A 21,512-nucleotide genomic window follows, 5' to 3' on the forward strand; every position below is an offset into this window, starting at 1 on the left:
GAGACTCCTGAATGACCCGTATTATCGAGTTCCTGATTGCCTTGGGGATCGTGGCTGGCCTGTTCGTCATCATTGGCGTGTGTTTGCCCGGTGAGCGCCATATTTCTGAAAGCATCGAAACCAACCGCAAGATGACGATCGTGTATGACACGGTCAACAGTCTGCGCCGCTTCAAGGACTGGAACCCACTGGCACTGCGCGATAAGAGCGTGGAGCTGAAGTTCAGCGGTCCGGACGCCGGCAAGGGCGCCCGCATGGAATACAGCTCCAAGGACAGCACGCTGGGCCAAGGTAGCTGGCAGATCACCGACAGCGAGAAGAACAAGCGCGTCGAGATCGCCATTGATGACCAGACCCGTGGTCACGACAAGGTCACCACCTTTACCCTCGAGCCGACCGGCAAGAACGACCGCAACGTCAAGATCACGCAGGAATACAGCGTCAAGTACGGCTTCGACCTGTTCGGTCGCTATGCCGGCCTGTACGTGAGCCGCCACATTGGTGACGACGTCAAGCTGGGCCTGTCGCGTATGGCCAACATGCTGGCTTCGGTGCCGAACGTGGATTACCGCGCTCCGGATGCACCGCTGACCGACCTGAAGGTTGTGGACGTGCCGGCAGAAGATCTGCTGGTGGTCAACGCCGGTAACATCGACCGCAACAACGACACCATCCGGAAGTCCATTGAGGACAACCAGGAGTGGATCAAGCGTGCGATGGAAGCCAATGGTCTTGAAGCCGCCGGTCCGGTGCGCATCGTGACCACCGACTTCGGTGCCGAGAAGTACGCGTTTGACGTGGTGCAGCCGGTGCGCAAGCGCAGTGGTGCTGCTCCGGCCGCCGACAAGAAGGAAGGCGAGGCTGACAAGGCCGCTGCCGCTCCGGTTGCCGTGGCTGCTGCTGATGGCAAGTTGAATGTGAAGATCCCGGCGGGCAACCCGGTCAGCTACGTGCATGCAGATGCCCGTCGCGCCGCGTTCGCTTCCTACACCGGCCACATGGCAGGTCTGGATATCGCTCGTAACGCACTGCGTGCCTGGGCGACCACCACCGGCAACGAAGTGATTGATCGTCCGTACGAGTCCTGGAAGGGTGGCGTAGCCAAGGGCTTCACCACGGAAGGCAGCTACGACATCTACTGGGCTGTGAAATAAACACCCGGTTGTTGACGATGAGTTGATTGTCAAAAAACGCGCCGCTTCCTGCGGCGCGTTTTTTTTGTGGCCATCGAAACTGGCCATCAGATGATGGGAGCACGACATGTTTATGCAGGAGCGACGCAAGACCAAGCCTTCCTTCCTGGCATTTTGTGGAGGGCTGTTGGCGGCGGTGGCGGTGGGGCTTTCGGCCTATGCCTCGCATGGAGTGGCTGAGCCGTTGGCGCAGTCACATCTGAACACCGCGGCGATGTATGCGTTTGGCCACGGCGTGGCGCTGGCCGCGCTTGGCGTGGCGACGTTGAACTCGCTCGGGCGCATAGCGCTGTGCGTGTTGCTGGTGGGGACGCTGTTGTTCTCCGGCAGCCTGGTTGGCAACGTGCTGATGAAGTGGCCGACCACGTTGGCGCCGTTCGGCGGCATGACCTTGATGGGCGGCTGGATTCTGTTGGCTTTCAGTTCGCTGAAGCGCTGACGTCATGCCCCGCTATGCGCGCGGCTTCGATATTGAGCAGGCGCTGGATCACCTGCAGCGGAAAGACCGGCGGCTGGCGGCGTGGATACGCCGGCTCGGTCCGTTGGCCGCACCCGAAGGCTGGCGGAAATCGTTTGATCCGGTAGACGCGTTGGCGCGCGCCATTCTGTTTCAGCAGCTCAGTGGCAAGGCTGCCTCGACCATCGTCGGGCGGGTGGAAGCCGCCATTGGCAGCAAGCGCTTGCATGCCGACACCTTGGGCGCGATTGATGACGTGGCGTTGCGTGCCTGCGGTGTTTCTGGCAACAAGGCGTTGGCATTACGCGACCTTGCGCGCCGTGAAGCCGCCGGTGAACTGCCGTCGTTACGGCAGATGTCGGTGATGAATCACGAGGACATCATCAATGCGTTGGTGCCGGTGCGGGGCATTGGCCGCTGGACGGTGGAAATGATGTTGATGTTCCGTCTGGGCCGCCCCGACATCCTGCCGATTGATGACCTTGGCATCCGCAAAGGCGCGCAACGCGTCGACGGCGCCGAGGTGATGCTAACGCCCAAAGCATTGGCCGAGCGCGGCGAACGCTGGGGGCCGTATCGCACCTATGCGAGTTTGTACTTGTGGCGCATCGCCGATTTCAGCGCGGGCCCAAAGCTCAAGACCAATCGTTCGCAGGATTGAGCCGCGTAGCGCATGCGCCGAGCTGTTCGCGTGCTGCAAACGATGACGTTGGCCATTGTCCGTGTGCGGGCTAGGCCGCTTACCTTGCGTCTACATCTGGGCGCGGCGGTCTGCACGGGCCGCTTCGGTAGCAGGGGCATCAATCGCGGCATGTGATTGCAGACAACACATGTACGCTGCCAAGGGCGAGCCTGCAATGACCTCAGTAACCCCCGCCAATCCAACACCAATGCCACGGTTCGTAGACGATGCCGTATGGATTGTCGCGCGGATAACTCATGTGGAAGCCGTACGCGCTGGCATGTGTCTGCAGCCAGGCGAAAGCATCGGTGTGCTCGAATGATTCTTCTGCCGGCGGCTCGCCGGGTGCGCCGATATCCAGTGCGTTGCCGCCGTGGTGTTCGCTGAAGCCGGGCGCGGCGTTGACGGTGAGGATTTCGGCCACGCTCAGGCCGCGTGCGCGTTTTCGCTCGAAAATGCCCAGCTGATAGTCGTGGCTGCGGTAGCCGGAAATCGCATCCATCGCGATGCCGTCGATAGCCGCGGCATCACGCATGCGCTGCCAGCCGCGCGCTGCGGGCCGGGTCAGCCACAGCGCGCGGCGGTAACGGTCGAAGCCTGCCAGCGCCAGGTGCGCGGGTTCGGCGACCAGCCATAGGCCGGTGTCGGCGGCATAGTCGTCGCTATCCAATCCCAGTTGGTCCAGACGCTGCTGCAGTTGATGCAGTGGCAATTCGCCCTGCGCGGGCGGGATGCGCGCCGGCTGCGACAACTGTGTGTCCAGCGCGGACAAGGCCTGTTCGATGCCCGGTTCTTCCGGCAGACGCTGGATCAGCGGCATCAAGCCGCGTGGCAGTTGCACGGCGAGATAGCGGCCATCGCTTTTGCGGCGCAGGACATGACTGGCCTGCGCCAGCAAGCGCGCGTCGTGATTGCTGCGCGCGCGCAGCAGGCCGCCGGGCCAGATTTCGATGTCCGGCGTGTTGATCAGAAGATGGGGAGCGTTGCGCATGTGCGCAGCTTAGGCCCGGTTGCGGTTGTCGGCCAGTTGATTGAGTGCATCGAGCAGGGCGCGTGGCTTGTCGGGGCTGACCATCACCACCGAGCCATCGCGCAGCGGCAAGATCAATACGCGGTGATTGTCGGTGATCAGGCAGAAGCCCTTGCCGCCTTCGGCCGTGCGGAAATGGCCGGAGCGGAAGCCGGGCAGCTGGAAACCATTGCTTTTGGCGCCGGGTTTGAACTCCGGATATTCATCGAAATTCACCACGCGGGCGCGATCCAGACGCAGATTGTTCAGCGGAATCTGCTTGCGGTAGAACGTGCTGACGACCTCCAGCTGCTGCGGCGTCAATGTGATACCGCGCCGACGGTAGAGCAGGGTCAAGGCGATGCCCACCAAGGGCAACGTTAGTACCGATGCCAAGGACGTCAACGTCGGCTCGACAATGGGCTTGCCGGCAAACAAGCGGGTCAATGGATCGATGCTCGTGATCAGCAACAACGGCCCCCACAACCACCAGAGCGTGATTGCCGATGACGCGGCAATCTTGATTGGCTTCGGGTAAGGCGAGGGGTTGGCTGTCTTCATTACTGCGCCTTGATCCAGCTGGCGATGTCGTTGATCAAGGCAGCATCAACGTGACCGGCTTGCTCGTACTCGGCCATGCCGCCCTTGCCATTGCTGGTGATGCCCAGATGGTTGAGGGCAGGGTAGTGATGGAAACGGTAGCGCTCGCCCTGCAGGCCTTTTTTCCACAGCTGCCATTCGGCATCGACCACCTGGAAATCGCGTCCGCCCTGCAGCAGCAAAACCGGCAGGCCGCTGTTGCGGACATCGGCGACCGGATCGACCTGTTCCAGTTGCTGCCAGAAGCTGCCCGGCAGGTTCATCAACGTCGCGGTTGGATCGCGGCGAACCGTGGCGATGGCGGCATCCAGTGCGTCCAGATGGGTTTGTTCCTCGGCGCTGATGTTGCCGTCCAGATTGACCAGATAGCGGTTCTGTTCGGCCAGGATGTCGAGGATGGGGCGCACCGGTGCGGCCAGTAATATCAAGCCGGCAAGTTTGTCGCCGCTGGCCTTGGCGATGCGCCCGGCCAACATGCCGCCCTGGCTGTGGCCGAGGACGTACAGGTGCTTTGGATCGATGCCGGTGGTGTTGGCAAGCGCCGTGACGGCGGACACCGCATCGTCGGTGGTTTCATCGTCGATGCTGAAAGCACCAGTGAAATCCTGCGGCCGTGCATGCGTGCGTTTTTCGTAACGCAGCACGGCAATGCCCTGCGCGGCGAGGCCGCGCGCGATGTCCAGGAACGGCCGGTTCGGGCCGGTGGTTTCGTCGCGATCCTGCGGGCCAGAACCGTGCACCAGCACCACAGCAGGGAACGGCCCCTTGCCCTTGGGCAACGCCAATGTAGCGGGCAGGCTGTTCTTTCCATCCGCGCCAATCGGCACGCTGAACGGCTGTTCGATGAAGCTTGCATCGGCAGCCGGCGCAGCGGCTGCTGGCGGCGCGGCCGGTTGCACCAGGAAGCCTGCAACCTTGTCGTCCTTGTCCAATACGATGCGCGCTTGCAGGTGGCCGTTGGCGTAATCCAATGGGATGACGACGATGCGGTAACCGTCGGCCTCGCTGATCTGCGCATCACCGCGTTTGCCGGCGGCGCCCATTTGCGCGGGCAGTGATTCCCACACGGCCTTGAGCTTGTCGGCGGGGACGGCGGCTTTCATCTCTGCCGAGAACATGGCCTCGGCTGCGCTGTATTGCGCCGCGTCGAGCTGGTCGAGCAGGCGCGTGGCCAGTGCACTGGGGGCTTCGGCGGCAAACGTGCTGGCGGATGCCATGAGCAGCACGGCGGAGATCCATCTGTTGAGCCGCTTCATCAGTGTTCCTTCTTGAAGATCAACACCGCAGGTGACAGCTGCCCGTAATGCACCATGTTGACCAGCTCCCAGCCCAGGTTGCCCTGTTTGGTGAGCTCGGCCTGCACTTTTTCTGCGGGCGGGCCACCTTTCATCAGTGAGGCGGGCATTTCGATGGTGAGGTACTGCCAACGCTTGCTCATGGTTCCTCCACGTTGCCCTTGTCGGGCTTGGGTTTGGGTAGCCGCCCGGCCTTGCGCAGGGCGTCGCGGATCACGTATTCGATCTGCGCGTTGAGGCTGCGCAGTTCGTCGTCGGCCCAGCGCTGGGTCGCGGCCAGGACGTCGGCGTTGATGCGCAGCGGATAGGCCTTTTTCTCACTCACTTTCTGGACGCCCCGTTGTTGTCGGCGCGGCGCAGGTACAACACCAGCGACACGCCAAGCGCGTTGACCGCAACCACCAGTGCGATCACCACGCCATAGGCGATGTTGCGGTTGTCGCCAGCCAGGTACACGCCGATGGCGCCGACAAACAAGCACAGCGCGATCAGTGCCCAGCGCAGCCCCACTCCGCGTGCATGCGCGGTACCGGGGCGGCCGCTCCAGGCGGCGAAGCACAGGGCGGGGATGCCGGTGGCGGCGATGATCAATGGAGCAACTGCATTCACGGGTATTTCCTCAGTACAACGAACCGGCGTTGACCACGGGCTGGGTGCCGCGGTCCGAACACAGCACAGTGAGCAGGTTGCTGACCATCTGCGCCTTGCGTTCTTCGTCCAGCTGGACGATTGCGTTCTTCTGCAGCTCCATCAGGGCCATTTCGACCATGCCTACCGCGCCGGCAACGATCTGCGTGCGGGCGGCAATCACCGCGCTGGCCTGCTGGCGCTGCAACATGGCCTGGGCGATTTCCGGTGCGTAAGCGAGGTGGCTGATGCGCGCGTCGATCACCTGCACACCGGCATCGGCCAGGCGTTCGGCAAGCTCGTCTTTCAGGTGCTGCGAAATTTCGGCCGCGTGACTGCGCAGTGCAAGCTGGCCTTCGGTGTGCTGGTCGTAGGGATAGCTGGTGGCCATCGCACGCAGCGCCGATTCGGACTGGATGTGCACGAAGCTCTCGTAGTCGTCCACGTTGTAGACGGCTTCAGAGGCATCCACCACCTGCCAGACGATGACGGCGGCGATCTCGATCGGCGAACCGTCCAGCTCGTTGACCTTGAGCTTGCCGCTCTCAAAATTGCGTACGCGCTGGCTGACGGTGCGCTTGCTGAAGAACGGGTTGTTCCAGCGCAGGCCGTTGTCCTTGACCGTGCCCACGTACTTGCCGAACAGGCTGATCACTGCCACTTGGTTGGGTTGAACCATGTACAGGCCGCAGCTGAGGAAGATGCCAACGATCACCAGCACGATGCCGCCGAGCACCATCGGCCCGCCGCCACCGGTGCCGTTTTTGGTGACAACAACCGCGCCGATGATGGCGGCTGTGCCGGCCAGCATCATCAAGAGGGTGCCGAGCAGGGTGGGAATGCCGGACATGGAACCGAGGGACTTCTCTTTCATGGCACATCTTCCGTGGTAGTTGGATTGGAAGATATCAAATTGATATCAGTCCGCAAGTGCCGGGCGGGAGGCTCGGGGCAGGGCATCGAGCCGCCCCGCAGCTGGGGTCGGCAGAGCGCAGCCGGGGTGTGATCGCCGCCAGCCCGGCCAGATGGGCCGTGGTTTATGGGGAATGGCGCCACAGTGGCATGCGGCGGATGGCTTCCTGCTGCCCGGCGGTGACGGGCTCGCCCTAGAATGTGCGTCCTTTCTTCGCCTGCCCGGAACTGCTGATGATCACCCTCGGTACCCCGTTGTCCCCATCCGCCACCCGCGTCCTGCTGCTCGGCTCGGGCGAACTGGGCAAGGAAGTGGCCATCGAGCTGCAGCGTTTTGGCGTGGAAGTGATTGCCGCCGACCGTTATGCCAATGCACCGGCGATGCAGGTTGCGCACCGCAGCCATGTGCTCGACATGCTGGATCCAGCCGCGCTGAAGGCGTTGATCGAACAGGAGAAGCCGCATCTGGTTGTCCCCGAGATCGAGGCCATCCACACCGAAACCCTGGTGCAGTTGGAAGCCGAACAGAGCCTGCGGGTAATTCCGACCGCACGCGCCGCGCGCCTGACCATGGACCGCGAGGGCATCCGCCGTCTGGCCGCCGAAACCCTGGGCCTGCCGACCTCGCCGTATCGCTTTGTCGATACCGAAGCCGAATACCGTGAAGCGGTCGCCGCCATCGGCCTGCCGTGCGTGGTCAAGCCGGTGATGTCGTCCTCCGGCAAGGGGCAAAGCACGTTGCGCAGCGAGGCCGACATCGGCCCGGCGTGGGAATACGCGCAGACCGGCGGTCGCGCCGGTGCCGGGCGTTGCATCGTTGAAGGCTTCATCGACTTCGATTACGAAATCACCCTGCTGACCGTGCGCCACGCCGGCGGCACCGCATTCTGTGATCCGGTCGGCCACCTGCAGAAGGACGGCGATTACCGCGAAAGCTGGCAGCCGCAGGCAATGTCGGCCAAGGCGCTGGAACACGCACAGCAGGTTGCCCGTGCCATCACCGACGACCTCGGTGGCTGGGGTTTGTTCGGCGTGGAGTTGTTCGTGAAAGGCGACGAGGTGTGGTTCAGCGAAGTCTCACCGCGCCCGCATGACACCGGTCTGGTGACGCTGGTATCGCAGGAATTGAGTGAGTTCGCGCTGCACGCGCGCGCGATTCTCGGCCTGCCGATTCCGACCATCCGCCACAACGGCGCATCCGCCTCCTGCGCGATGTTGGCGCAGGGCAATGGCGTGCCGTTCTTCAGCAATGTTGCCGAAGCATTGGTGCATCCGGACTCGGCACTGCGCCTGTTCGGCAAGCCGATGGTGCAGGGCCAGCGCCGCGTCGGCGTCACCCTGGCGCGCGCGGAAAATGTGGACCAAGCACGCGCGATTGCACGTGATGCAGCGGCGGCCATTGGTATCGAATTGCGTGCATAAGCAGTAGTCATAGGCTGGGATGGAACCCCAGCGTCACGCGGCTCAATAAACTCAAGCTGGGATTCCATCCCAGCCTACGGATCTGCTTCAAGAAAAACGCCGGCATTGCCGGCGTTTTTTCTTCCATCGGAGTGCAGCCAATCGCGACGTCTGCTTTTCATTGGATGCTGTGCAAGAGCAGTTGGTACTCAACTCTGCGAATGACCGACCTTGCTCACTTTTCCGTCGATGTACTCAATGTCGAGATCGTCGTAATCCACGCGCAGTCCGCTGCACATGCCCAGGTCGTAATGGGCCATGTCGCCACGAATGCGATCTGCAGGGCCGAGCTGGCGCTCCACGTCCGCCCGTGATCTTCCCGGTGTGGCAATGGTGTCGATGATGTCGTTTGCCATTGCACCGCGGATGCAGTCACGGTCATCGTTTGTGCGGTTGCCGGTCATCCATTGGCTGCGATCAAACGTGGCGGAAGAAAACGGCCTTTCGTGCAGCCACCAGCGCAGTGTCACCAGCAGCAGAAGCATCGCTGCGACAACGGCGACAAAGCCTCCCGCGAGAATCTTTGCCGCCGTTGTGTATTTCATGCCCAGCCTCCGTGCCTGTGGCGTCTGCTACGCGGGAATCAGCGAACGTCCACCCAGACCAGGTGGTGGTCGCTGCCATCGGCGATCTTCGCTTCCGGGCTTTCATTGGCCGGCCAGAACACGCCGCTGCCGATGTGGCTGAATCCGGTCGATGGCAGCACGTAGTCCAGTCGCATCGTGCCCGAGCGTGGGCCGAAATCCCCGGTGGCGTGTTGGGGGGCGCCGCGACGGGTGATGCCCTTTTCGGCATAGGCCAAGCCGGTTTCTTCGGCGCCCTTGCTGCTCGGTGTCGGGTAGCGCAGCACGCGGTTGTGTTCGAGCAGTTCGAGGATGGCGTCGTGACGGCCGTCGCCGTCTGCCGGATCGTTGTTGAGGTCGCCGACCAGCACGAAGCGCGCATCGGCAGCCAATCCGCCACAACGGCCCTGGTCATCACACAGCCAGGGCTTGTCGCCGCCATCCAGGTATTCCTTCCACAGCCGAAGTTCGTCGTGGTTGCGAGCGGCGTTGCGCTTCTCTTTGCCATCGAACACCGGCGGGGTCGGGTGTGCAGCCAGGACGTGCACAGTACCCAGCGGCGTATTTACCGGCACATCCCAATGTGACTTGGACGACAGCCGAAGCTGCGACCACACCGCATCGGGCCAGAACGATTTGCCGGTGGTCGGATCAACCGGGCGCAACGCGCCGGGCATCGTGCTCCACTTCAGCAGCTGGAAAGTACGCACGGCCTGGTTATCGATGGGGTACTTGGAGAGCACCAACATGCCGTATTGGCCCGGATGCAAGCCGTAGCCCCAGGCATCGTTGCCGCGCTCGCGACCCTTGCCGCCGACCGTGCCGTTGTTGTCCAGGTCCAGGCCGCTGGGCACGCCGGTATTGACCGGTGCCAGGTAGCGGTAGGCGTAGTGCAGCGGCTCGCCACCGCCGGGTTGTGCGACTTCCAGGTAGCGCTTCTGGAACAGGTCCGCAGCGCGACCGGCGTCGTCGAAATCGAACTCGTTGAGCAGCACCAGGTCCGGGCGGGTCTGCTGCAGAACGGCGGCAATCTTGCGGGCGTGTTCGCTGTCGCCCTGCAGTTTGTGGATCAGGCCGCCGTCGTCGTCCGAATACAGCGACGTGTTGTAGGTGGCCAGACGCAGGTGAGCGGTGGAGGGCGTGTTGTCGGCGGCGGTGGTGGTGGAGCAGGCGGCCAGCAACAGAGTCATTGGAAGCAGGAGAGTTGGGATGCGCATGCGCGCATTTTCTCATGTCCGCATGACGAGGATGAGAAACAACAACGCCCCGGCAAGCGGGGCGTCGAGGGATTGCATGGGGGACGTATTAGAACGTGCAGCCCATTGCGCCGAAGCTGGTCTTGGCCTGGTCCATGGCGGCCGTGCACTGGGCGGCCAGAGCGGACTTGTCGGCAATGCCGGCCCATGCGCTCTTCGACTGCTCGATGCCCTGCTTCATCATGTCGCGCTGGGCTTCCGGCACCTTGTCGCTGATGCAGGCGTACACCTTTTCCAGGTACTGGTCGCACTCGGCAACGCCGGTGCCGGCCTGCACGGTATCGGTGCTCGCGGCCGGGGTGACTTCGGCAGCCGGAGTGGTGGCGGCAGCGTCAGCAGCGGGGGCTTCAGTCTTCTTGCAAGCAGCCAGCGACAGAAGGGTGATTGCAGCAATCGTCAGAATTTTAATTTTCACGTGAGATTCCAAATTGTTTCGAGGGTACTTCCATGTGCCAACGCAACCTGCGCGATGACGGCGCGAGTCTGGGGGGGCTGCTCTCAAAGGGCAAGTGCCTCATCCATGAGATTCGTCTGAATCCAGTGCCGACCGTTGTAGTGTTCCAATGGTTTGAAGCGACGCTTGTAATCCATCTTGCGATGGCCGTGGATCCAATAACCCAGGTAAAGGTGCGGCAAACCGACGCGCTGCGCCCAGGCAATCTGCTGCAGGATGCCGAACGTGCCGAGGCCGCGCTTCACTTCATCCGGGTCGAAGAAGGTGTACACCGCTGACAATCCCTGCTCGGTCACATCGGTGACGGCCACCGCCAACAGGCGCCCGCCTTGCGCGGTGGGCAGGCGGATTTCCATGAAGCGGCCATGCGCCCAACTGCCGATCAGAAACTGATCGAACTCATGCGTGCCGTGCTCGTCCATGCCGCCTTTGGCATGACGGTGCTGTAGATAGCGTTGATAAAGTGCGAACTGTTCCTCGGTGCGCTCGGCCGGCAGAATGCGGCATTCCAGATCCGCATTGGCGGCCAGGCAGCGGCGTTGACTGCGGTCAGGCGCGAACCGCGCCACCGGGATGCGCACCGGTACGCAGGCGCGGCAGCCTTGGCAGTGCGGCCGGTAGACCAGGTCGCCGGAACGACGGAAGCCCCAGCTCAGCGCCATCGGGTACAGCGTGGCCAAGCGCTCGTCCTGTGGATCGAGCACAAGGTCGCGCGCCTGCCGGTCGGGCCAGTAGCCGCAGGGATGTTCGCCGGTTTGAAACAGGCGCAGTTCTTGGTTGGGGTCGCCGTGTAAAGCCATGGCCGAAGCATAGCCGCCGTGGGTCTCAAAACATGCGCCTGTCTGCGTGATGAATACGACAGCTTGCGCAGTCAACCGTCACGCCCACCGCACGTTGACCGTAGTGAGGACGCAATGCTGCGTCTGTTCTTCCACCACGGAGCCGCACAATGACCCGACGTAAACCTCTTCTCCTGCTGGCCATGCTGCTGGCGACTTCGGCGACCGGTTTGGCCATCGCCGCCAGCCCTGCTGGCCCCACGCCGGCCCCGGCGCGTATGGACAGCAATGGCGACGGCGTGATCGACCGCCAGGAAGCGGCCGCGCATCCGCGTCTAGCCGAGCGTTTTGACGCGCTGGACAAGAACAAGGACGGCAAGCTGGCGCGCGATGAAATGCCGATGCCGCGCCATGGCATGCGTCACGACCGCCATCACGGCGGCGAACGTGGCGAGCGCGGCGGCCGCGATGGTGGCTTCATGCGCGGCATGGACACCGACAACGACGGCCGTATCAGCGCCGCCGAGTACCGTGCCCAGTTCGACCGGCTGGACGTGAACAAGGATGGTTACATCGACCGGGCGGATCGTCAGGCGCGCGCCGAACAGCGACGTGCCGAATGGTTCGCCAAGGCTGATACCGACAAGGATGGCAAGTTGAGCCAGGCCGAGTTGGATGCGGCAGGTGCCAAGCACGGCCCGCGCGGTTCACATGGTTCGCACGGCCCGCGTACGCCGATGGTGCCGCTGACTCCGGCAGCGAAGTAACTCCCCGGAGAGGCGCCGAACGACAACCGCCCCGCTGCATGCAGCGGGGCGGCTTTGTTTCAGCGATCTGCGAGGTCGTCAGTCGTATCGGCGTGCAACTGCGGGAATGGCATCCGGCCCGCGCAAACAATGCCAAGTGCAGCGCACGAATGTCTGCTTCGGGACTACTTGCCCAGGAATGTGTACAGCACCACAGCTACCGTGAACACGGTGGCGGACACCATCGCGGTACGGCCGAACATGCTGCGGTAGATCCAGCTGGGTCCGTTGCGGCCGTGGCGCGCGGCATCGCGTGCCAACATCGGCGCCATCAAGCGCGGCAGGGTGACCAGATACTGGTAGTTCAGCGTGATCATGCCGATGGCCATCACCGTCAGCGCAACCGTCAGGCTCAGTTTGAATGCCACCACGACCAATATGCTGCCGCAGAAAAGCAGCGTGGTGAGATTGTGTAGACGCAGGAAGGAGCGCACTCGCACCTGCTCGGCCGGCGTTTCCGCATAGCGCAGCAAGTACAGGCTGGCGAACCACGCGGCGAGCATGCCGATGCCGATGCCACCACCGGCGTACAGCCACAGCTCCACCGGATTGGGCATCAGGCCGTTGGCGACAGCGCCCAGCGCGCCGCCTGCAGCACCGCCGCCGAGGGTGTTCGCCCCTACGCCACCTGCGCCCACTTTGCCGGCGCCCGCCATGCCAATCGCAATGGCGCTGGCGGTGCTGGGGGCCGCCAGCATCACGGCGGAACTGACTACCGCGGCAAACGCGGTGCTTGGCGCGGTGCTGCGGGCGAATTCGCCAAAGCGCTTGAGCATCTCTTCACGCACGCTGGCTCGGGCGCGCGACAGCCGCTTGCGCACGGCGGCATCGCTCAAGCCCAGCAGCTGGGCGACCTGCTGCGAACTCTGGCCTTCGCGATAGAACAGCAGCAGCGTTTCGCGGCTGTCTTCGGGCAGGGCTGAAATGATGTCTTCGGCGGCCAGTTCTTCCTCGACCCGCACCATCGCATCGGCGCCATCGGGCGCGGGGTCGGCGGCCATGCCGATGGCGATCTCGGCCGCTTCGCCGCTCAGTGGCCGATTACGGTTGGCACGCAGCCAATCGCGGGCGAGGTTGCGGGTGATCTGTCGCAACCACGGCAGGAAGCTGGCGCTGTTGTTGAGCTGGGTGAGCTGCTGCCAGGCCTTGAGGAAGGCTTCCTGGGCGATGTCCTCGCTGGCCTGCACGTCGCGGGTGATGGCAAGCGCGATGGAGGTCACCGTGTTCTGGCAGGCCATCACGATGCGTCCGTACGAGCGCGTGCAGCCCTTGCGGGCAGCGGGCAGTTCGTCCTGCAGCATGGTTTCCAGTGTCGCGCTCGTCATGGCCAATTCCCTCGGGGTTTGCAGGACATGACGAGCGCGCGGGCCAGATGTGACCGGGCTTACTTCGCCGGAGCCGGCGGTGCGCTGGGCTCGATGCGCACGCGGACTTCTTCGGTCTGCTCCTGCGCGGGCGCCGGTTGCACCTGTTGCGTCGGCGCGTCGGCGGGCGGGGTCGGCGTGCTGCGGTGGCGCAGCATGATCACCAGCGCCACGCCGGCAATCACCACCAGCAGGGCGATACGGATGCGCCACGCCCAGCTGCGGCCGCTGGTCTGCGCGGGAACATCACTGAAGGCGTACTCGGCCGTGGGGTGGTCGCGACGGGTGGTGTCGAGCAGCCGCGCATCGCGCAGAATTTCGCGCGCGCGTGGCTGGTCATTGGCGCTCACGACCCAAACGGCAGGCTGGTTGGCGCCGTCCTGCTTGTCCAGATAACTGAACTGGCCACGGCGCTTGCTCTGGTACGAACGGCCGTTGGTGACACGCACTTCGATGCCGGCATCGCGCAGCATCTGCGCCACGCCTTCTGCGTTCTCGACACGCTGGCTGCTGAAAATCTTGCGCATGGTTCAGCCCTTGCTCGTATCGGTGTCGTCCGGCGTTACCCGGATCAGACCTTCCTGCGCGGTGCTGGCAACCAGCACGCCGTCGCGGGTGTAGAACTGGCCGCGTGCCAGGCCGCGCGAATCCTGCGCGCTGGGGCTGTCCAGTGAATACAGCAACCAGTCGTCCACCCGGAACGGACGGTGGAACCAGATGGCGTGATCCAGCGAGGCCATCTGCACATGCGGTTGGTAATAACTGATGCCGTGCGGAAACGTGGCCGTGCCCAGCAGGTGGAAGTCGGAGGCATAGGCCAACAGTGCCTGATGCAGCTCCGGCGCATCGCTGACCTTCTCGTTCAACCGCAGCCACACCTGATGGTACGGCGGACGCTTGGGCGGGTTGAGCTCGTCACGCGGATACACATGGCGGAACTCGAACGGGCCGCCGCGTGAGAGCCAGCGCTGCACTTTTACCGGCAAGCGTTCGAGCACATCCTGCGGCACCGGACGGTTGGGTTCGATGTCTTCCGGCTGCGGTACGTCCGGCATTTTGTGCTGATGTTCGGCACCGTGTTCGGCCTGCTGGAACGACGCCGCGCAGAAGAAGATCACCTTGCCGTGCTGGATGGCGGTAACCCGGCGCACGGAAAAACTGCCGCCATCGCGGGTGCGGTCGACGTCATAAATGATCGGGTGATCGATGTCGCCGGCGCGCAGAAAGTACGCATGCAGCGAGTGCACATGGCGGCCGTTTTCGATGGTGGCCTGGGCGGCGGCCAGCGCCTGACCCAGCACCTGTCCGCCGAACACGTACTTGGTGCCGATGTCACGGCTCTGGCCACGGAACAGGTTGTTCTCTAGTCGCTCCAGCGACAGCAGGTCAATCAGCTCGGGAACGACGGGTTCAGCATTGGCGGACAAGACGGCGACCTTCGGTTTAACTGGTCGCGATTATAGGCGAGGGCGGAAAGCAGGAACGTGCTGGCCGGGAGACGGGCGCCGATGACGGCGCTGCGCTCCGGTGGATACAGGTTTCTGCGTCCGCGTCTGCGTGTTCAGCGCTTGCCCAGACGGGCCGCCAGCGCCTGCAGCGCGGCCTGTGCATCGGCCGAATACCAGGCATCGACGAAGCGGTCGAGCTGAATGTGTTCCGGCTGCATGGCTTCCTGCAGATCGGCGCGGGCAATGGCGCGGGTCTGCTGCATCGGCTGCTGCGGCAGCCGGAGCTGGGCCTGCAGCCAAGCGATGGCGGTTTCCACAACCTGGGCGGCGTCATCGGCCAGCTCATCGACCAGGCCAATCTCCAAGGCGCGCTCGGCACTGACCAACTGGCCACCGGCCAACAGCACGCCGGCACGGTGCGGGCCGACCACGCGGCGCATCAGGCGCTGGATGCCTTCCGGCGCGACCAGCCCGACCTGCACTTCGTTCAGGCCGATCACATACGGCTTGGTCGGATCGACACTGCGCGCCATCACCCGGTAATCGCAGCACAGCGCCAGCACACAACCACCGGCCGGCGAATGACCGGTCAATGCGGCGACCACCGGCACGCGGCTTTCAGCCAGCGCACGCGCGGCGCCGAAAAAGGCCTGCCAGCTGTCCATCAGCTTGTGCTTGTCTTCGCCGTGGCCCAGCAGATACGGCACGTCCATGCCGCCGGTGAAAATGCGCTCGCTGCCGGACAACACGATGCCGTGCACGTCCTCGCTCATGGCCTGGGTCAGCGCGCTGATCAATGCGCGGCACAGCTCGGTATCCAGTGCATTGACCGGCGGGCGCGCCAGGCGCAGCTCGCGGATGGGGCCATGGTTGATCACTTCAATAAGCGTGGTCATGCTGCGGTTTCTCGTACGGCAGTGAGTCGTGGCTTCGATGATAACCAAACCATTCATGTGCGTACTGTTGGCTTTGTGTGCTTTTGAAGTGTCGGCACAAACGTCGGCGCCGGCCTGCGTGACCCTCGAGCAAGGCTGGGTGCGCTTGCCGCCCGTCGCCATGCCGATGGCCGCCGGCTATGCGCGCATCCGCAACGATTGCCGCAATGAGGTGGTGGTGATCGGTGCGGGCAGTCGGGCATTTGCCGAGGTGTCGCTGCATGAAACCACGTTGGTGCAGGGCATCAGCCGGATGCGTGAAATCGAGCGCTTGCCGATCGCAGCCGGCGCATCGGTTGAACTGAAACCCGGTGGGCTGCACCTGATGTTGATGCGGCCGGAAGTGCAGCTCAAGGACGGCGCGCAGCTGCCGTTGCGGCTCAGCCTGGAGGATGGCCGCAAGATAGATGGCATGTTGCAGGTGCGGGGCGCGGCGCCCGCGCGGCCGTAGCGGCGCATGCCGTATCAGGCAGGGGAATCGGTGGCCTGCTTCATCCAGTCGCGTGGTGATACCCCGGCCCGGGCAGTAAAGGCACGCGACAGCGCAGAGGCATTTGCATAACCCAGTTCATCGGCCAGTAGCTTGATCGGCTTGCCGCGACGCAGGCCGTGTTGGGCCAGGGCAATGCGCCAGTCCGTCAGGTAGTCCGCGGGTGTCTGTCCAACCCGTTCGCGGAAGGCATTGGCAAACGCAGTGCGCGACATGCCCGCACGCTCGGCCATGCGCGTGAGCGTCCACGGGTGGCCCGGCGCGTCGTGCATTGCCACCAATGCCCGGGCAAGTCGCGGCTCCGACAGTCCGGTGATGAAGCCGGGCCGGATGCCGGCTTCGTCGGGGTTGTCGAGCAACCAGCGCAGCAGTTGGATCACCACCACCTCGAACAGGCGATCAGCCAGCAGCCGTTGGCCGCAGCGCGCTTGGTCGGTTTCGGAAAAAAGCAGCTCCAACGCCATCTCCAGCCCGGGGATTCGCGACAGTGGCAGCGCGATGAGTGGCGGCAGCCCGCGCACCAACGGGTGCGCCACACCGCCGTCGAAGTCCAGTCGCGCACAGGTGAAGTCCGCGCCTTCCTGGGGTGGATTGTGGAAGCGATGGCTGAGCGGGCGAGGGTAGAACAGCAGCGTCGGCACGTCGAAGTGCATCAACGCCGGCACCTCGCGGCTGCCGGGGTGGCTGACTTCCAACTGGCCGCGGCGCAGGACGTGCAGATACGCATGGCCTTCACCGGCATCAAAGGTGGTCAGCCCGCACAGCGGCCCTGAGTGATGCAGCTGCGCCTGGAAGCGGAAGTTCTCCAGGATGCCGGCCAAGCGATCAATCGGAGCTGTGACGTCCATTTGTATCAATTGGTTTGTTTGGTGGACGAATCGTATCAAATGATTCGTTCATGGGCGCGAGACTGGCTCCGGGGGCAGCACGCCCCGGTTCGCCTCAACCCATCACGATCAGGAGATCGCCATGTCCCGCGTCAGCCTTTTATCTCAATCCGCTCCCGCCGCCAGCCAGCCGCTGCTGGCCCAGATCCACCAGGCCTTCGGCGCCACGCCGAACATGTTCAAGGCCGTTTCCAATTCGCCAGTGGCGCTGCAGAGCATGTGGGCAGCGTTTGGTGCCTTGGGCAACGGCACGCTGGGCGCCCGCCTGGGCGAACAGATCGCCGTGGCCATCGCCAACCGCAACCGTTGCGAGTACTGCCTGGCAGCACACACCGTGCTGGGCCAGAAGGCAGGCGCATCCGCTACCGAGATGAGCGACGCACAGGCCGGTCGCTCCGACGACGCCCGCACGGCGGCCGCATTGGCGTTCGCGCTGAAAGTAGTGGAGCAACGCGCGCAGGTCAGCGATGACGATGTCGCGCAGTTGCGTGCCGCCGGATTCGATGACGGGCAGATCGTGGAGATCCTGGCCCACGTCGCGCTCAATCTGTTTACCAACTACATCAACGTGGCGTTGGATGTGCCGGTGGATTTTCCGAAGGTGGCGTTGAGTTAAGTCGTTTGCGGTGAGCGTGCCCCCTCTCCCCAACCCCTCTCCCGCGAGGGGAGAGGGGCTTAGTTCCTGGCAAGTTGAAGCAATCTGAGCAATCGCAGCTTTAAAGCCCCTCTCCCCTCGCGGGAGAGGGGTTGGGGAGAGGGGGAGCATCTTCGCTTCACCACAACATGAAAAAAGAAAGCCGCCCAACAGGCGGCTTTCTCACACGCGTTAGACAGCTCCGCCCTCAGCTCGAAGCATTCCGCACAGCCTCCGGCAATGGCGCACTCTTACCGGTCTGCGTATCCATCCACACCACCACGACGTTGCCGTCCGAATACAGCTTGCTGGCATCGTTCTGGTCGACGATGCGGTGACCAATGGTCACGCTGCTGTTGCCCAAGCGCTCGACAAACAACTCCACCACGATGTCGTTGGGCCACACGATCGGCAGGCGATAGTTGATGTTGGTGTTGGCCACCACCGGCGCGATGCGGTCGGTCATCGACACGCCTTCCACGCCGAGCATCCAGCGCACGCGCGCTTCTTCCAGATACGAAACGTACTTGGCGTTGTTGACGTGGCCCATCGAGTCCATGTCGCGCCAACGCACGCTGATCGGTACCTGCGCCAGTTGCTTGTGTTCGCTGCTCATTCCGAAACCTTCTTCTTCTTGGGAGCGGCCGCCTTCTTGGTGGCCGTCTTCTTGACGGGCTTTTCCTTGCGCGGCGGGCGGGCGTCAGGCTTGTTGGCCACGGCCGCTGGACGCTCCGGGCGCGCGGTGATGGACGGCAGCATCTTGGCCAGGAACTGGCCGGTGTATGACGCCGGATGCGCCGCCACGTCTTCCGGCGTGCCGGTGACCAGAATCGTGCCGCCGCGATGGCCGCCTTCCGGGCCCAGATCGACCACCCAGTCGGCGGTCTTGATCACGTCCAGATTGTGTTCGATCACCACCACCGTGTTGCCTTCGTCGCGCAGCTTGTGCAGCACGCCGAGCAGCGCATCGATGTCGTGGAAATGCAGGCCGGTGGTCGGCTCATCGAGGATGTACAAGGTGCGGCCGGTATCGCGACGCGACAGTTCCTTGGACAACTTCACGCGTTGTGCTTCACCACCCGACAGCGTGGTCGCGCTCTGGCCGAGCTTGATGTAACTCAGGCCCACGTCGACCAGCGTTTCCAGCTTGCGCGCGATGGGCGGCACCGGCTCGAACAGGCGCAACGCATCTTCGACGGTCATCTGCAGCACGTCGTTGATGTTGTAGCCCTTGTAGAGAATCTCCAGCGTTTCGCGGTTGTAGCGCTTGCCGTGGCACACATCGCAAGGCACATACACGTCCGGCAGGAAGTGCATTTCCACCTTGATCAAGCCATCGCCCTGGCACGCTTCGCAGCGGCCGCCACGGACGTTGAAGCTGAAACGTCCCGGCGAGTAACCGCGTGCACGCGCTTCGGGCACCTGTGCATACAACTCGCGCAGCGGCGTGAACAAGCCGGTGTAGGTTGCCGGGTTCGAGCGCGGCGTGCGGCCAATCGGCGACTGGTCGATGTCCACCACCTTGTCGAACAGGTCCAGCCCTTCCACCGTTTTGTACGGCGCAATCGTGTGCGAAGCGCCGTTGATTTCATTCGCGGCCAACGAGAACAGCGTGTCGTTGATCAGCGTGGATTTGCCCGATCCGGACACGCCGGTGACGCAGGTCAACAGGCCGGCCGGGATATCCAGATCCACGCCCTTGAGATTGTTGCCGCTGGCACCGCGCAGGCGCAGCGTCATCTTCGGATTCGCCTTGTGGCGACGCGCCGGGATCTCGATCGCCCGCTTGCCCGACAGGTACTGGCCGGTCAGCGAACGCGGTGCATCCAGGATGTCCTGCAGCGAGCCCTGGCCGACGATTTCGCCGCCATGCACGCCAGCGCCCGGGCCGATATCCAGCACGTAATCGGCCAAGCGGATCGCATCTTCGTCATGCTCAACCACGATCACCGTATTGCCGAGGTCGCGCAGGCGGGTGAGGGTGCCGAGCAGGCGTTCGTTGTCGCGCTGATGCAGGCCGATGGACGGTTCGTCGAGCACATACATCACGCCGACCAGGCCGGCGCCGATCTGCGATGCCAGACGAATGCGCTGCGCTTCGCCACCGGACAGCGTGTCGGCCTTGCGCTCCATCGTCAGGTAATCCAAGCCGACATCGACCAGGAAGCCGAGACGCTCGCCGATTTCCTTGACGATCTTGGCTGCGATCTCGCCGCGCCAACCCGGCAACGACAGCTCGCTGAAGAAACGCTTGGCTTCATCAATCGGCAGCACTGCGATTTCCGGCAGTGGCCGGTCGGCGACGAACACATTGCGCGCGGCCTTGTTCAAGCGCGCGCCCTTGCACTCCGGGCACGGACGCGAGCTGATGTACTTGGCCAACTCTTCGCGAACGGCCGACGATTCGGTCTCGCGGTAGCGGCGCTCAAGATTGGGAATGATGCCCTCGAAGCGGTGCTTGCGCTGGTTGCGGCCACCGTTTTCGGTGAAGTAGGTGAAGGTCACCTGGTCTTCGCCGCTGCCGTACAGCACCGCTTGCTGCACATGCTCCGGCAGTGATTGCCACGCCGCATCCACATCGAATTTGTAGTGCTTGGCCAGCGAGGCAATCAGCTGGAAGTAGTACGCATTGCGGCGATCCCAGCCACGCACGGCACCGGCGGCCAGTGACAGCTCCGGGTGTACCACGACGCGCGAAGGATCGAAGAATTCCGCCACGCCCAAGCCATCGCAGCCGGGGCAGGCGCCCACTGGCGAGTTGAACGAAAACAGGCGTGGCTCCAGCTCTGGCAGTGCGTAATCGCACACCGGGCAGGAGTACTTGGAAGAGAACAGGTGCGGCTGCGCGTTGGCGTCATCCAGCGGCATCACCGACGCCATGCCGTCGCCCAGCTTGAGCGCGGTTTCAAAACTTTCGGCCAAGCGCTGCTTGATGTCTTCGCGCGGGCGGAAGCGGTCGATCACCGCTTCGATGGTGTGCTTCTGGCGCAACGTCAGCGCCGGCACCGCATCAATTTCATACAGCTCGCCGTCCACGCGCACGCGCACGAAGCCCTGCGCACGCAGCTGGTCGAACACCTGCACATGCTCGCCCTTGCGCTCGCGGATGACCGGCGCCAGCAGCATGTAGCGCTGCTCCGGATCCAGGGTCAGTACCTGGTCCACCATCTGGCTGACGATCTGCGCTTCCAGCGGATAGCCGTGGTCCGGGCAGCGCGGGCTGCCGACGCGGGCATACAGCAGGCGCAGGTAATCGTAGATTTCGGTGATGGTGCCCACGGTCGAGCGCGGGTTGTGCGAGGTGGACTTCTGCTCGATCGAGATCGCCGGTGACAGGCCCTCTATATGGTCCAGGTCCGGCTTCTCCATCACGCTCAGGAACTGCCGCGCATAGGCCGACAGCGACTCGACATAGCGGCGCTGGCCCTCCGCGTAGATGGTGTCGAACGCCAGCGACGACTTGCCGGAACCGGACAAGCCGGTGATCACGATCAATTTGTCGCGGGGCAGGTCGAGGTCGATGTTCTTGAGGTTGTGCGTCCGCGCGCCGCGGATGCGGATGAAATCCATCGCCATGGGAAATCCGGTGTTGACCGCTACCGGCAGGCCGGTGGCAGATGTGGGGGGCGTAGCTGACAGCCAATCAAGCAGCCTAGCGGC

The 21,512-nt window shown here is 63.7% G+C and carries 25 protein-coding genes; 7 read left to right on the forward strand and 18 right to left on the reverse strand.

Translation table 11 applies throughout. From position 1 onward, the window contains the following. Nucleotides 1–11: 11 nt before the first annotated feature. The 3 genes from ACREP4_RS08940 to ACREP4_RS08950 all read left to right on the forward strand — a co-directional run bounded on the left by ACREP4_RS08940 (nt 12) and on the right by ACREP4_RS08950 (nt 2,311). Entirely contained in the window at nt 12–1,154 is a 1,143-nt protein-coding gene (locus ACREP4_RS08940; RefSeq protein WP_431595835.1) for an SRPBCC family protein, read from the forward strand. A gap of 106 nt (nt 1,155–1,260) precedes the next feature. After that, nucleotides 1,261–1,632, forward strand: a complete 372-nt coding sequence (locus tag ACREP4_RS08945; RefSeq protein ID WP_431595836.1) for a DUF423 domain-containing protein — start codon at nt 1,261–1,263, stop codon at nt 1,630–1,632. A gap of 4 nt (nt 1,633–1,636) precedes the next feature. Then, on the forward strand, nt 1,637–2,311 hold the full coding sequence (locus tag ACREP4_RS08950; RefSeq protein ID WP_431595837.1) for a DNA-3-methyladenine glycosylase family protein: 675 nt from the start codon (nt 1,637–1,639) through the stop codon (nt 2,309–2,311). Nucleotides 2,312–2,513: 202 nt separating this feature from the next. Here the strand turns inward: ACREP4_RS08950 and ACREP4_RS08955 are convergent, their stop codons facing one another. From ACREP4_RS08955 to ACREP4_RS08985, 7 genes are read right to left on the reverse strand one after another with little or no spacing between them, the layout of a single operon-like run. Next, entirely contained in the window at nt 2,514–3,323 is an 810-nt protein-coding gene (locus tag ACREP4_RS08955) for a M15 family metallopeptidase (protein ID WP_431595838.1), read from the reverse strand. Nucleotides 3,324–3,332: 9 nt separating this feature from the next. Further along, nucleotides 3,333–3,902, reverse strand: coding sequence for a PH domain-containing protein (locus ACREP4_RS08960; protein ID WP_431595839.1), 570 nt, complete (start codon nt 3,900–3,902; stop codon nt 3,333–3,335). Then, nucleotides 3,902–5,197, reverse strand: coding sequence for an alpha/beta hydrolase (locus ACREP4_RS08965; RefSeq protein ID WP_431595840.1), 1,296 nt, complete (start codon nt 5,195–5,197; stop codon nt 3,902–3,904). Before ACREP4_RS08965 ends, ACREP4_RS08960 begins: the two co-directional genes overlap by 1 nt. After that, on the reverse strand, nt 5,197–5,379 hold the full coding sequence (locus ACREP4_RS08970; protein ID WP_431595841.1) for a DUF4177 domain-containing protein: 183 nt from the start codon (nt 5,377–5,379) through the stop codon (nt 5,197–5,199). Before ACREP4_RS08970 ends, ACREP4_RS08965 begins: the two co-directional genes overlap by 1 nt. After that, the gene (locus ACREP4_RS08975; RefSeq protein WP_431595842.1) at nt 5,376–5,561 is read right to left on the reverse strand and encodes an Arc family DNA binding domain-containing protein; all 186 of its coding nucleotides are present in this window, start codon (nt 5,559–5,561) and stop codon (nt 5,376–5,378) included. Before ACREP4_RS08975 ends, ACREP4_RS08970 begins: the two co-directional genes overlap by 4 nt. After that, entirely contained in the window at nt 5,558–5,845 is a 288-nt protein-coding gene (locus ACREP4_RS08980; RefSeq protein WP_431595843.1) for a hypothetical protein, read from the reverse strand. Before ACREP4_RS08980 ends, ACREP4_RS08975 begins: the two co-directional genes overlap by 4 nt. A 10-nt stretch (nt 5,846–5,855) precedes the next feature. Further along, complete coding sequence (locus ACREP4_RS08985; protein ID WP_431595844.1) at nt 5,856–6,737, reverse strand: SPFH domain-containing protein; 882 nt, start codon at nt 6,735–6,737, stop codon at nt 5,856–5,858. Nucleotides 6,738–7,009: 272 nt separating this feature from the next. Here ACREP4_RS08985 and purT point away from each other — a divergent pair, with 272 nt between their 5' ends. Beyond that, nucleotides 7,010–8,197 carry a formate-dependent phosphoribosylglycinamide formyltransferase gene (purT, locus tag ACREP4_RS08990; protein ID WP_431595845.1) on the forward strand — a complete coding sequence of 396 codons (1,188 nt, stop codon included), beginning with the start codon at nt 7,010–7,012 and terminating at the stop codon, nt 8,195–8,197. A 188-nt stretch (nt 8,198–8,385) separates the two neighbouring features. On the opposite strand, the gene ACREP4_RS08995 is transcribed toward purT, so the two are convergent. The 4 genes from ACREP4_RS08995 to ACREP4_RS09010 all read right to left on the reverse strand — a co-directional run bounded on the left by ACREP4_RS08995 (nt 8,386) and on the right by ACREP4_RS09010 (nt 11,309). Continuing rightward, nucleotides 8,386–8,781 carry a hypothetical protein gene (locus ACREP4_RS08995; protein WP_431595846.1) on the reverse strand — a complete coding sequence of 132 codons (396 nt, stop codon included), beginning with the start codon at nt 8,779–8,781 and terminating at the stop codon, nt 8,386–8,388. 38 nt (nt 8,782–8,819) lie between these two features. Beyond that, a complete protein-coding gene (locus ACREP4_RS09000; protein ID WP_431595847.1) occupies nt 8,820–10,016 on the reverse strand; it encodes an endonuclease/exonuclease/phosphatase family protein in 1,197 nt (398 codons plus the stop codon). A gap of 88 nt (nt 10,017–10,104) precedes the next feature. Continuing rightward, the gene (locus ACREP4_RS09005; protein WP_431595848.1) at nt 10,105–10,470 is read right to left on the reverse strand and encodes a hypothetical protein; all 366 of its coding nucleotides are present in this window, start codon (nt 10,468–10,470) and stop codon (nt 10,105–10,107) included. Nucleotides 10,471–10,553: 83 nt separating this feature from the next. Then, on the reverse strand, nt 10,554–11,309 hold the full coding sequence (locus tag ACREP4_RS09010; RefSeq protein ID WP_431595849.1) for an arginyltransferase: 756 nt from the start codon (nt 11,307–11,309) through the stop codon (nt 10,554–10,556). Between the two features lie 149 nt (nt 11,310–11,458). Here ACREP4_RS09010 and ACREP4_RS09015 point away from each other — a divergent pair, with 149 nt between their 5' ends. Beyond that, a complete protein-coding gene (locus ACREP4_RS09015; protein ID WP_431595850.1) occupies nt 11,459–12,055 on the forward strand; it encodes an EF-hand domain-containing protein in 597 nt (198 codons plus the stop codon). Nucleotides 12,056–12,219: 164 nt separating this feature from the next. On the opposite strand, the gene ACREP4_RS09020 is transcribed toward ACREP4_RS09015, so the two are convergent. The 4 genes from ACREP4_RS09020 to ACREP4_RS09035 form a co-directional block, all read right to left on the reverse strand. Further along, nucleotides 12,220–13,419, reverse strand: a complete 1,200-nt coding sequence (locus tag ACREP4_RS09020; RefSeq protein WP_431595851.1) for an RNA polymerase sigma factor — start codon at nt 13,417–13,419, stop codon at nt 12,220–12,222. A gap of 59 nt (nt 13,420–13,478) precedes the next feature. Continuing rightward, nucleotides 13,479–13,985, reverse strand: a complete 507-nt coding sequence (locus ACREP4_RS09025) for a pathogenicity-like protein (RefSeq protein ID WP_431595852.1) — start codon at nt 13,983–13,985, stop codon at nt 13,479–13,481. Between the two features lie 3 nt (nt 13,986–13,988). Continuing rightward, nucleotides 13,989–14,885, reverse strand: a complete 897-nt coding sequence (tesB, locus tag ACREP4_RS09030; protein ID WP_431595853.1) for an acyl-CoA thioesterase II — start codon at nt 14,883–14,885, stop codon at nt 13,989–13,991. A gap of 134 nt (nt 14,886–15,019) precedes the next feature. Then, entirely contained in the window at nt 15,020–15,802 is a 783-nt protein-coding gene (locus tag ACREP4_RS09035) for an enoyl-CoA hydratase/isomerase family protein (protein ID WP_431595854.1), read from the reverse strand. Nucleotides 15,803–15,839: 37 nt separating this feature from the next. Here ACREP4_RS09035 and ACREP4_RS09040 point away from each other — a divergent pair, with 37 nt between their 5' ends. Beyond that, nucleotides 15,840–16,292, forward strand: coding sequence for a copper chaperone PCu(A)C (locus ACREP4_RS09040; RefSeq protein WP_431595855.1), 453 nt, complete (start codon nt 15,840–15,842; stop codon nt 16,290–16,292). A 14-nt stretch (nt 16,293–16,306) separates the two neighbouring features. On the opposite strand, the gene ACREP4_RS09045 is transcribed toward ACREP4_RS09040, so the two are convergent. Then, entirely contained in the window at nt 16,307–17,179 is an 873-nt protein-coding gene (locus ACREP4_RS09045) for an AraC family transcriptional regulator (RefSeq protein WP_431595856.1), read from the reverse strand. Nucleotides 17,180–17,300: 121 nt separating this feature from the next. On the opposite strand from ACREP4_RS09045, the gene ACREP4_RS09050 reads away from it, so the two are divergent. Then, nucleotides 17,301–17,834: a carboxymuconolactone decarboxylase family protein gene (locus ACREP4_RS09050; protein WP_431595857.1), complete on the forward strand. Its 534-nt coding sequence runs from the start codon at nt 17,301–17,303 to the stop codon at nt 17,832–17,834. 226 nt (nt 17,835–18,060) lie between these two features. On the opposite strand, the gene ACREP4_RS09055 is transcribed toward ACREP4_RS09050, so the two are convergent. Then, on the reverse strand, nt 18,061–18,468 hold the full coding sequence (locus tag ACREP4_RS09055) for an acyl-CoA thioesterase (RefSeq protein ID WP_431595858.1): 408 nt from the start codon (nt 18,466–18,468) through the stop codon (nt 18,061–18,063). Continuing rightward, nucleotides 18,465–21,428, reverse strand: a complete 2,964-nt coding sequence (gene uvrA, locus ACREP4_RS09060) for an excinuclease ABC subunit UvrA (protein WP_431595859.1) — start codon at nt 21,426–21,428, stop codon at nt 18,465–18,467. The genes ACREP4_RS09055 and uvrA overlap by 4 nt, the downstream gene beginning before the upstream one ends. Nucleotides 21,429–21,512 lie beyond the last annotated feature (84 nt).

It is taken from the genome of Stenotrophomonas sp., from assembly GCF_050737575.1.
Classification (GTDB): domain Bacteria; phylum Pseudomonadota; class Gammaproteobacteria; order Xanthomonadales; family Xanthomonadaceae; genus Stenotrophomonas.

Bases quoted from the DNA above. Each gene is read 5' to 3' on its own strand.
- ACREP4_RS08940 (WP_431595835.1), top strand. From the start codon at position 12: ATGACCCGTATTATCGAGTTCCTGATTGCCTTGGGGATCGTGGCTGGC.
- ACREP4_RS08945 (WP_431595836.1), top strand. From the start codon at position 1,261: ATGTTTATGCAGGAGCGACGCAAGACCAAGCCTTCCTTCCTGGCATTT.
- ACREP4_RS08950 (WP_431595837.1), top strand. From the start codon at position 1,637: ATGCCCCGCTATGCGCGCGGCTTCGATATTGAGCAGGCGCTGGATCAC.
- ACREP4_RS08955 (WP_431595838.1), bottom strand. From the start codon at position 3,323: ATGCGCAACGCTCCCCATCTTCTGATCAACACGCCGGACATCGAAATC.
- ACREP4_RS08960 (WP_431595839.1), bottom strand. From the start codon at position 3,902: ATGAAGACAGCCAACCCCTCGCCTTACCCGAAGCCAATCAAGATTGCC.
- ACREP4_RS08965 (WP_431595840.1), bottom strand. From the start codon at position 5,197: ATGAAGCGGCTCAACAGATGGATCTCCGCCGTGCTGCTCATGGCATCC.
- ACREP4_RS08970 (WP_431595841.1), bottom strand. From the start codon at position 5,379: ATGAGCAAGCGTTGGCAGTACCTCACCATCGAAATGCCCGCCTCACTG.
- ACREP4_RS08985 (WP_431595844.1), bottom strand. From the start codon at position 6,737: ATGAAAGAGAAGTCCCTCGGTTCCATGTCCGGCATTCCCACCCTGCTC.
- purT (WP_431595845.1), top strand. From the start codon at position 7,010: ATGATCACCCTCGGTACCCCGTTGTCCCCATCCGCCACCCGCGTCCTG.
- ACREP4_RS08995 (WP_431595846.1), bottom strand. From the start codon at position 8,781: ATGAAATACACAACGGCGGCAAAGATTCTCGCGGGAGGCTTTGTCGCC.
- ACREP4_RS09000 (WP_431595847.1), bottom strand. From the start codon at position 10,016: ATGCGCATCCCAACTCTCCTGCTTCCAATGACTCTGTTGCTGGCCGCC.
- ACREP4_RS09010 (WP_431595849.1), bottom strand. From the start codon at position 11,309: ATGGCTTTACACGGCGACCCCAACCAAGAACTGCGCCTGTTTCAAACC.
- ACREP4_RS09015 (WP_431595850.1), top strand. From the start codon at position 11,459: ATGACCCGACGTAAACCTCTTCTCCTGCTGGCCATGCTGCTGGCGACT.
- ACREP4_RS09020 (WP_431595851.1), bottom strand. From the start codon at position 13,419: ATGACGAGCGCGACACTGGAAACCATGCTGCAGGACGAACTGCCCGCT.
- ACREP4_RS09025 (WP_431595852.1), bottom strand. From the start codon at position 13,985: ATGCGCAAGATTTTCAGCAGCCAGCGTGTCGAGAACGCAGAAGGCGTG.
- ACREP4_RS09035 (WP_431595854.1), bottom strand. From the start codon at position 15,802: ATGACCACGCTTATTGAAGTGATCAACCATGGCCCCATCCGCGAGCTG.
- ACREP4_RS09040 (WP_431595855.1), top strand. From the start codon at position 15,840: ATGATAACCAAACCATTCATGTGCGTACTGTTGGCTTTGTGTGCTTTT.
- ACREP4_RS09045 (WP_431595856.1), bottom strand. From the start codon at position 17,179: ATGGACGTCACAGCTCCGATTGATCGCTTGGCCGGCATCCTGGAGAAC.
- ACREP4_RS09050 (WP_431595857.1), top strand. From the start codon at position 17,301: ATGTCCCGCGTCAGCCTTTTATCTCAATCCGCTCCCGCCGCCAGCCAG.
- ACREP4_RS09055 (WP_431595858.1), bottom strand. From the start codon at position 18,468: ATGAGCAGCGAACACAAGCAACTGGCGCAGGTACCGATCAGCGTGCGT.
- uvrA (WP_431595859.1), bottom strand. From the start codon at position 21,428: ATGGCGATGGATTTCATCCGCATCCGCGGCGCGCGGACGCACAACCTC.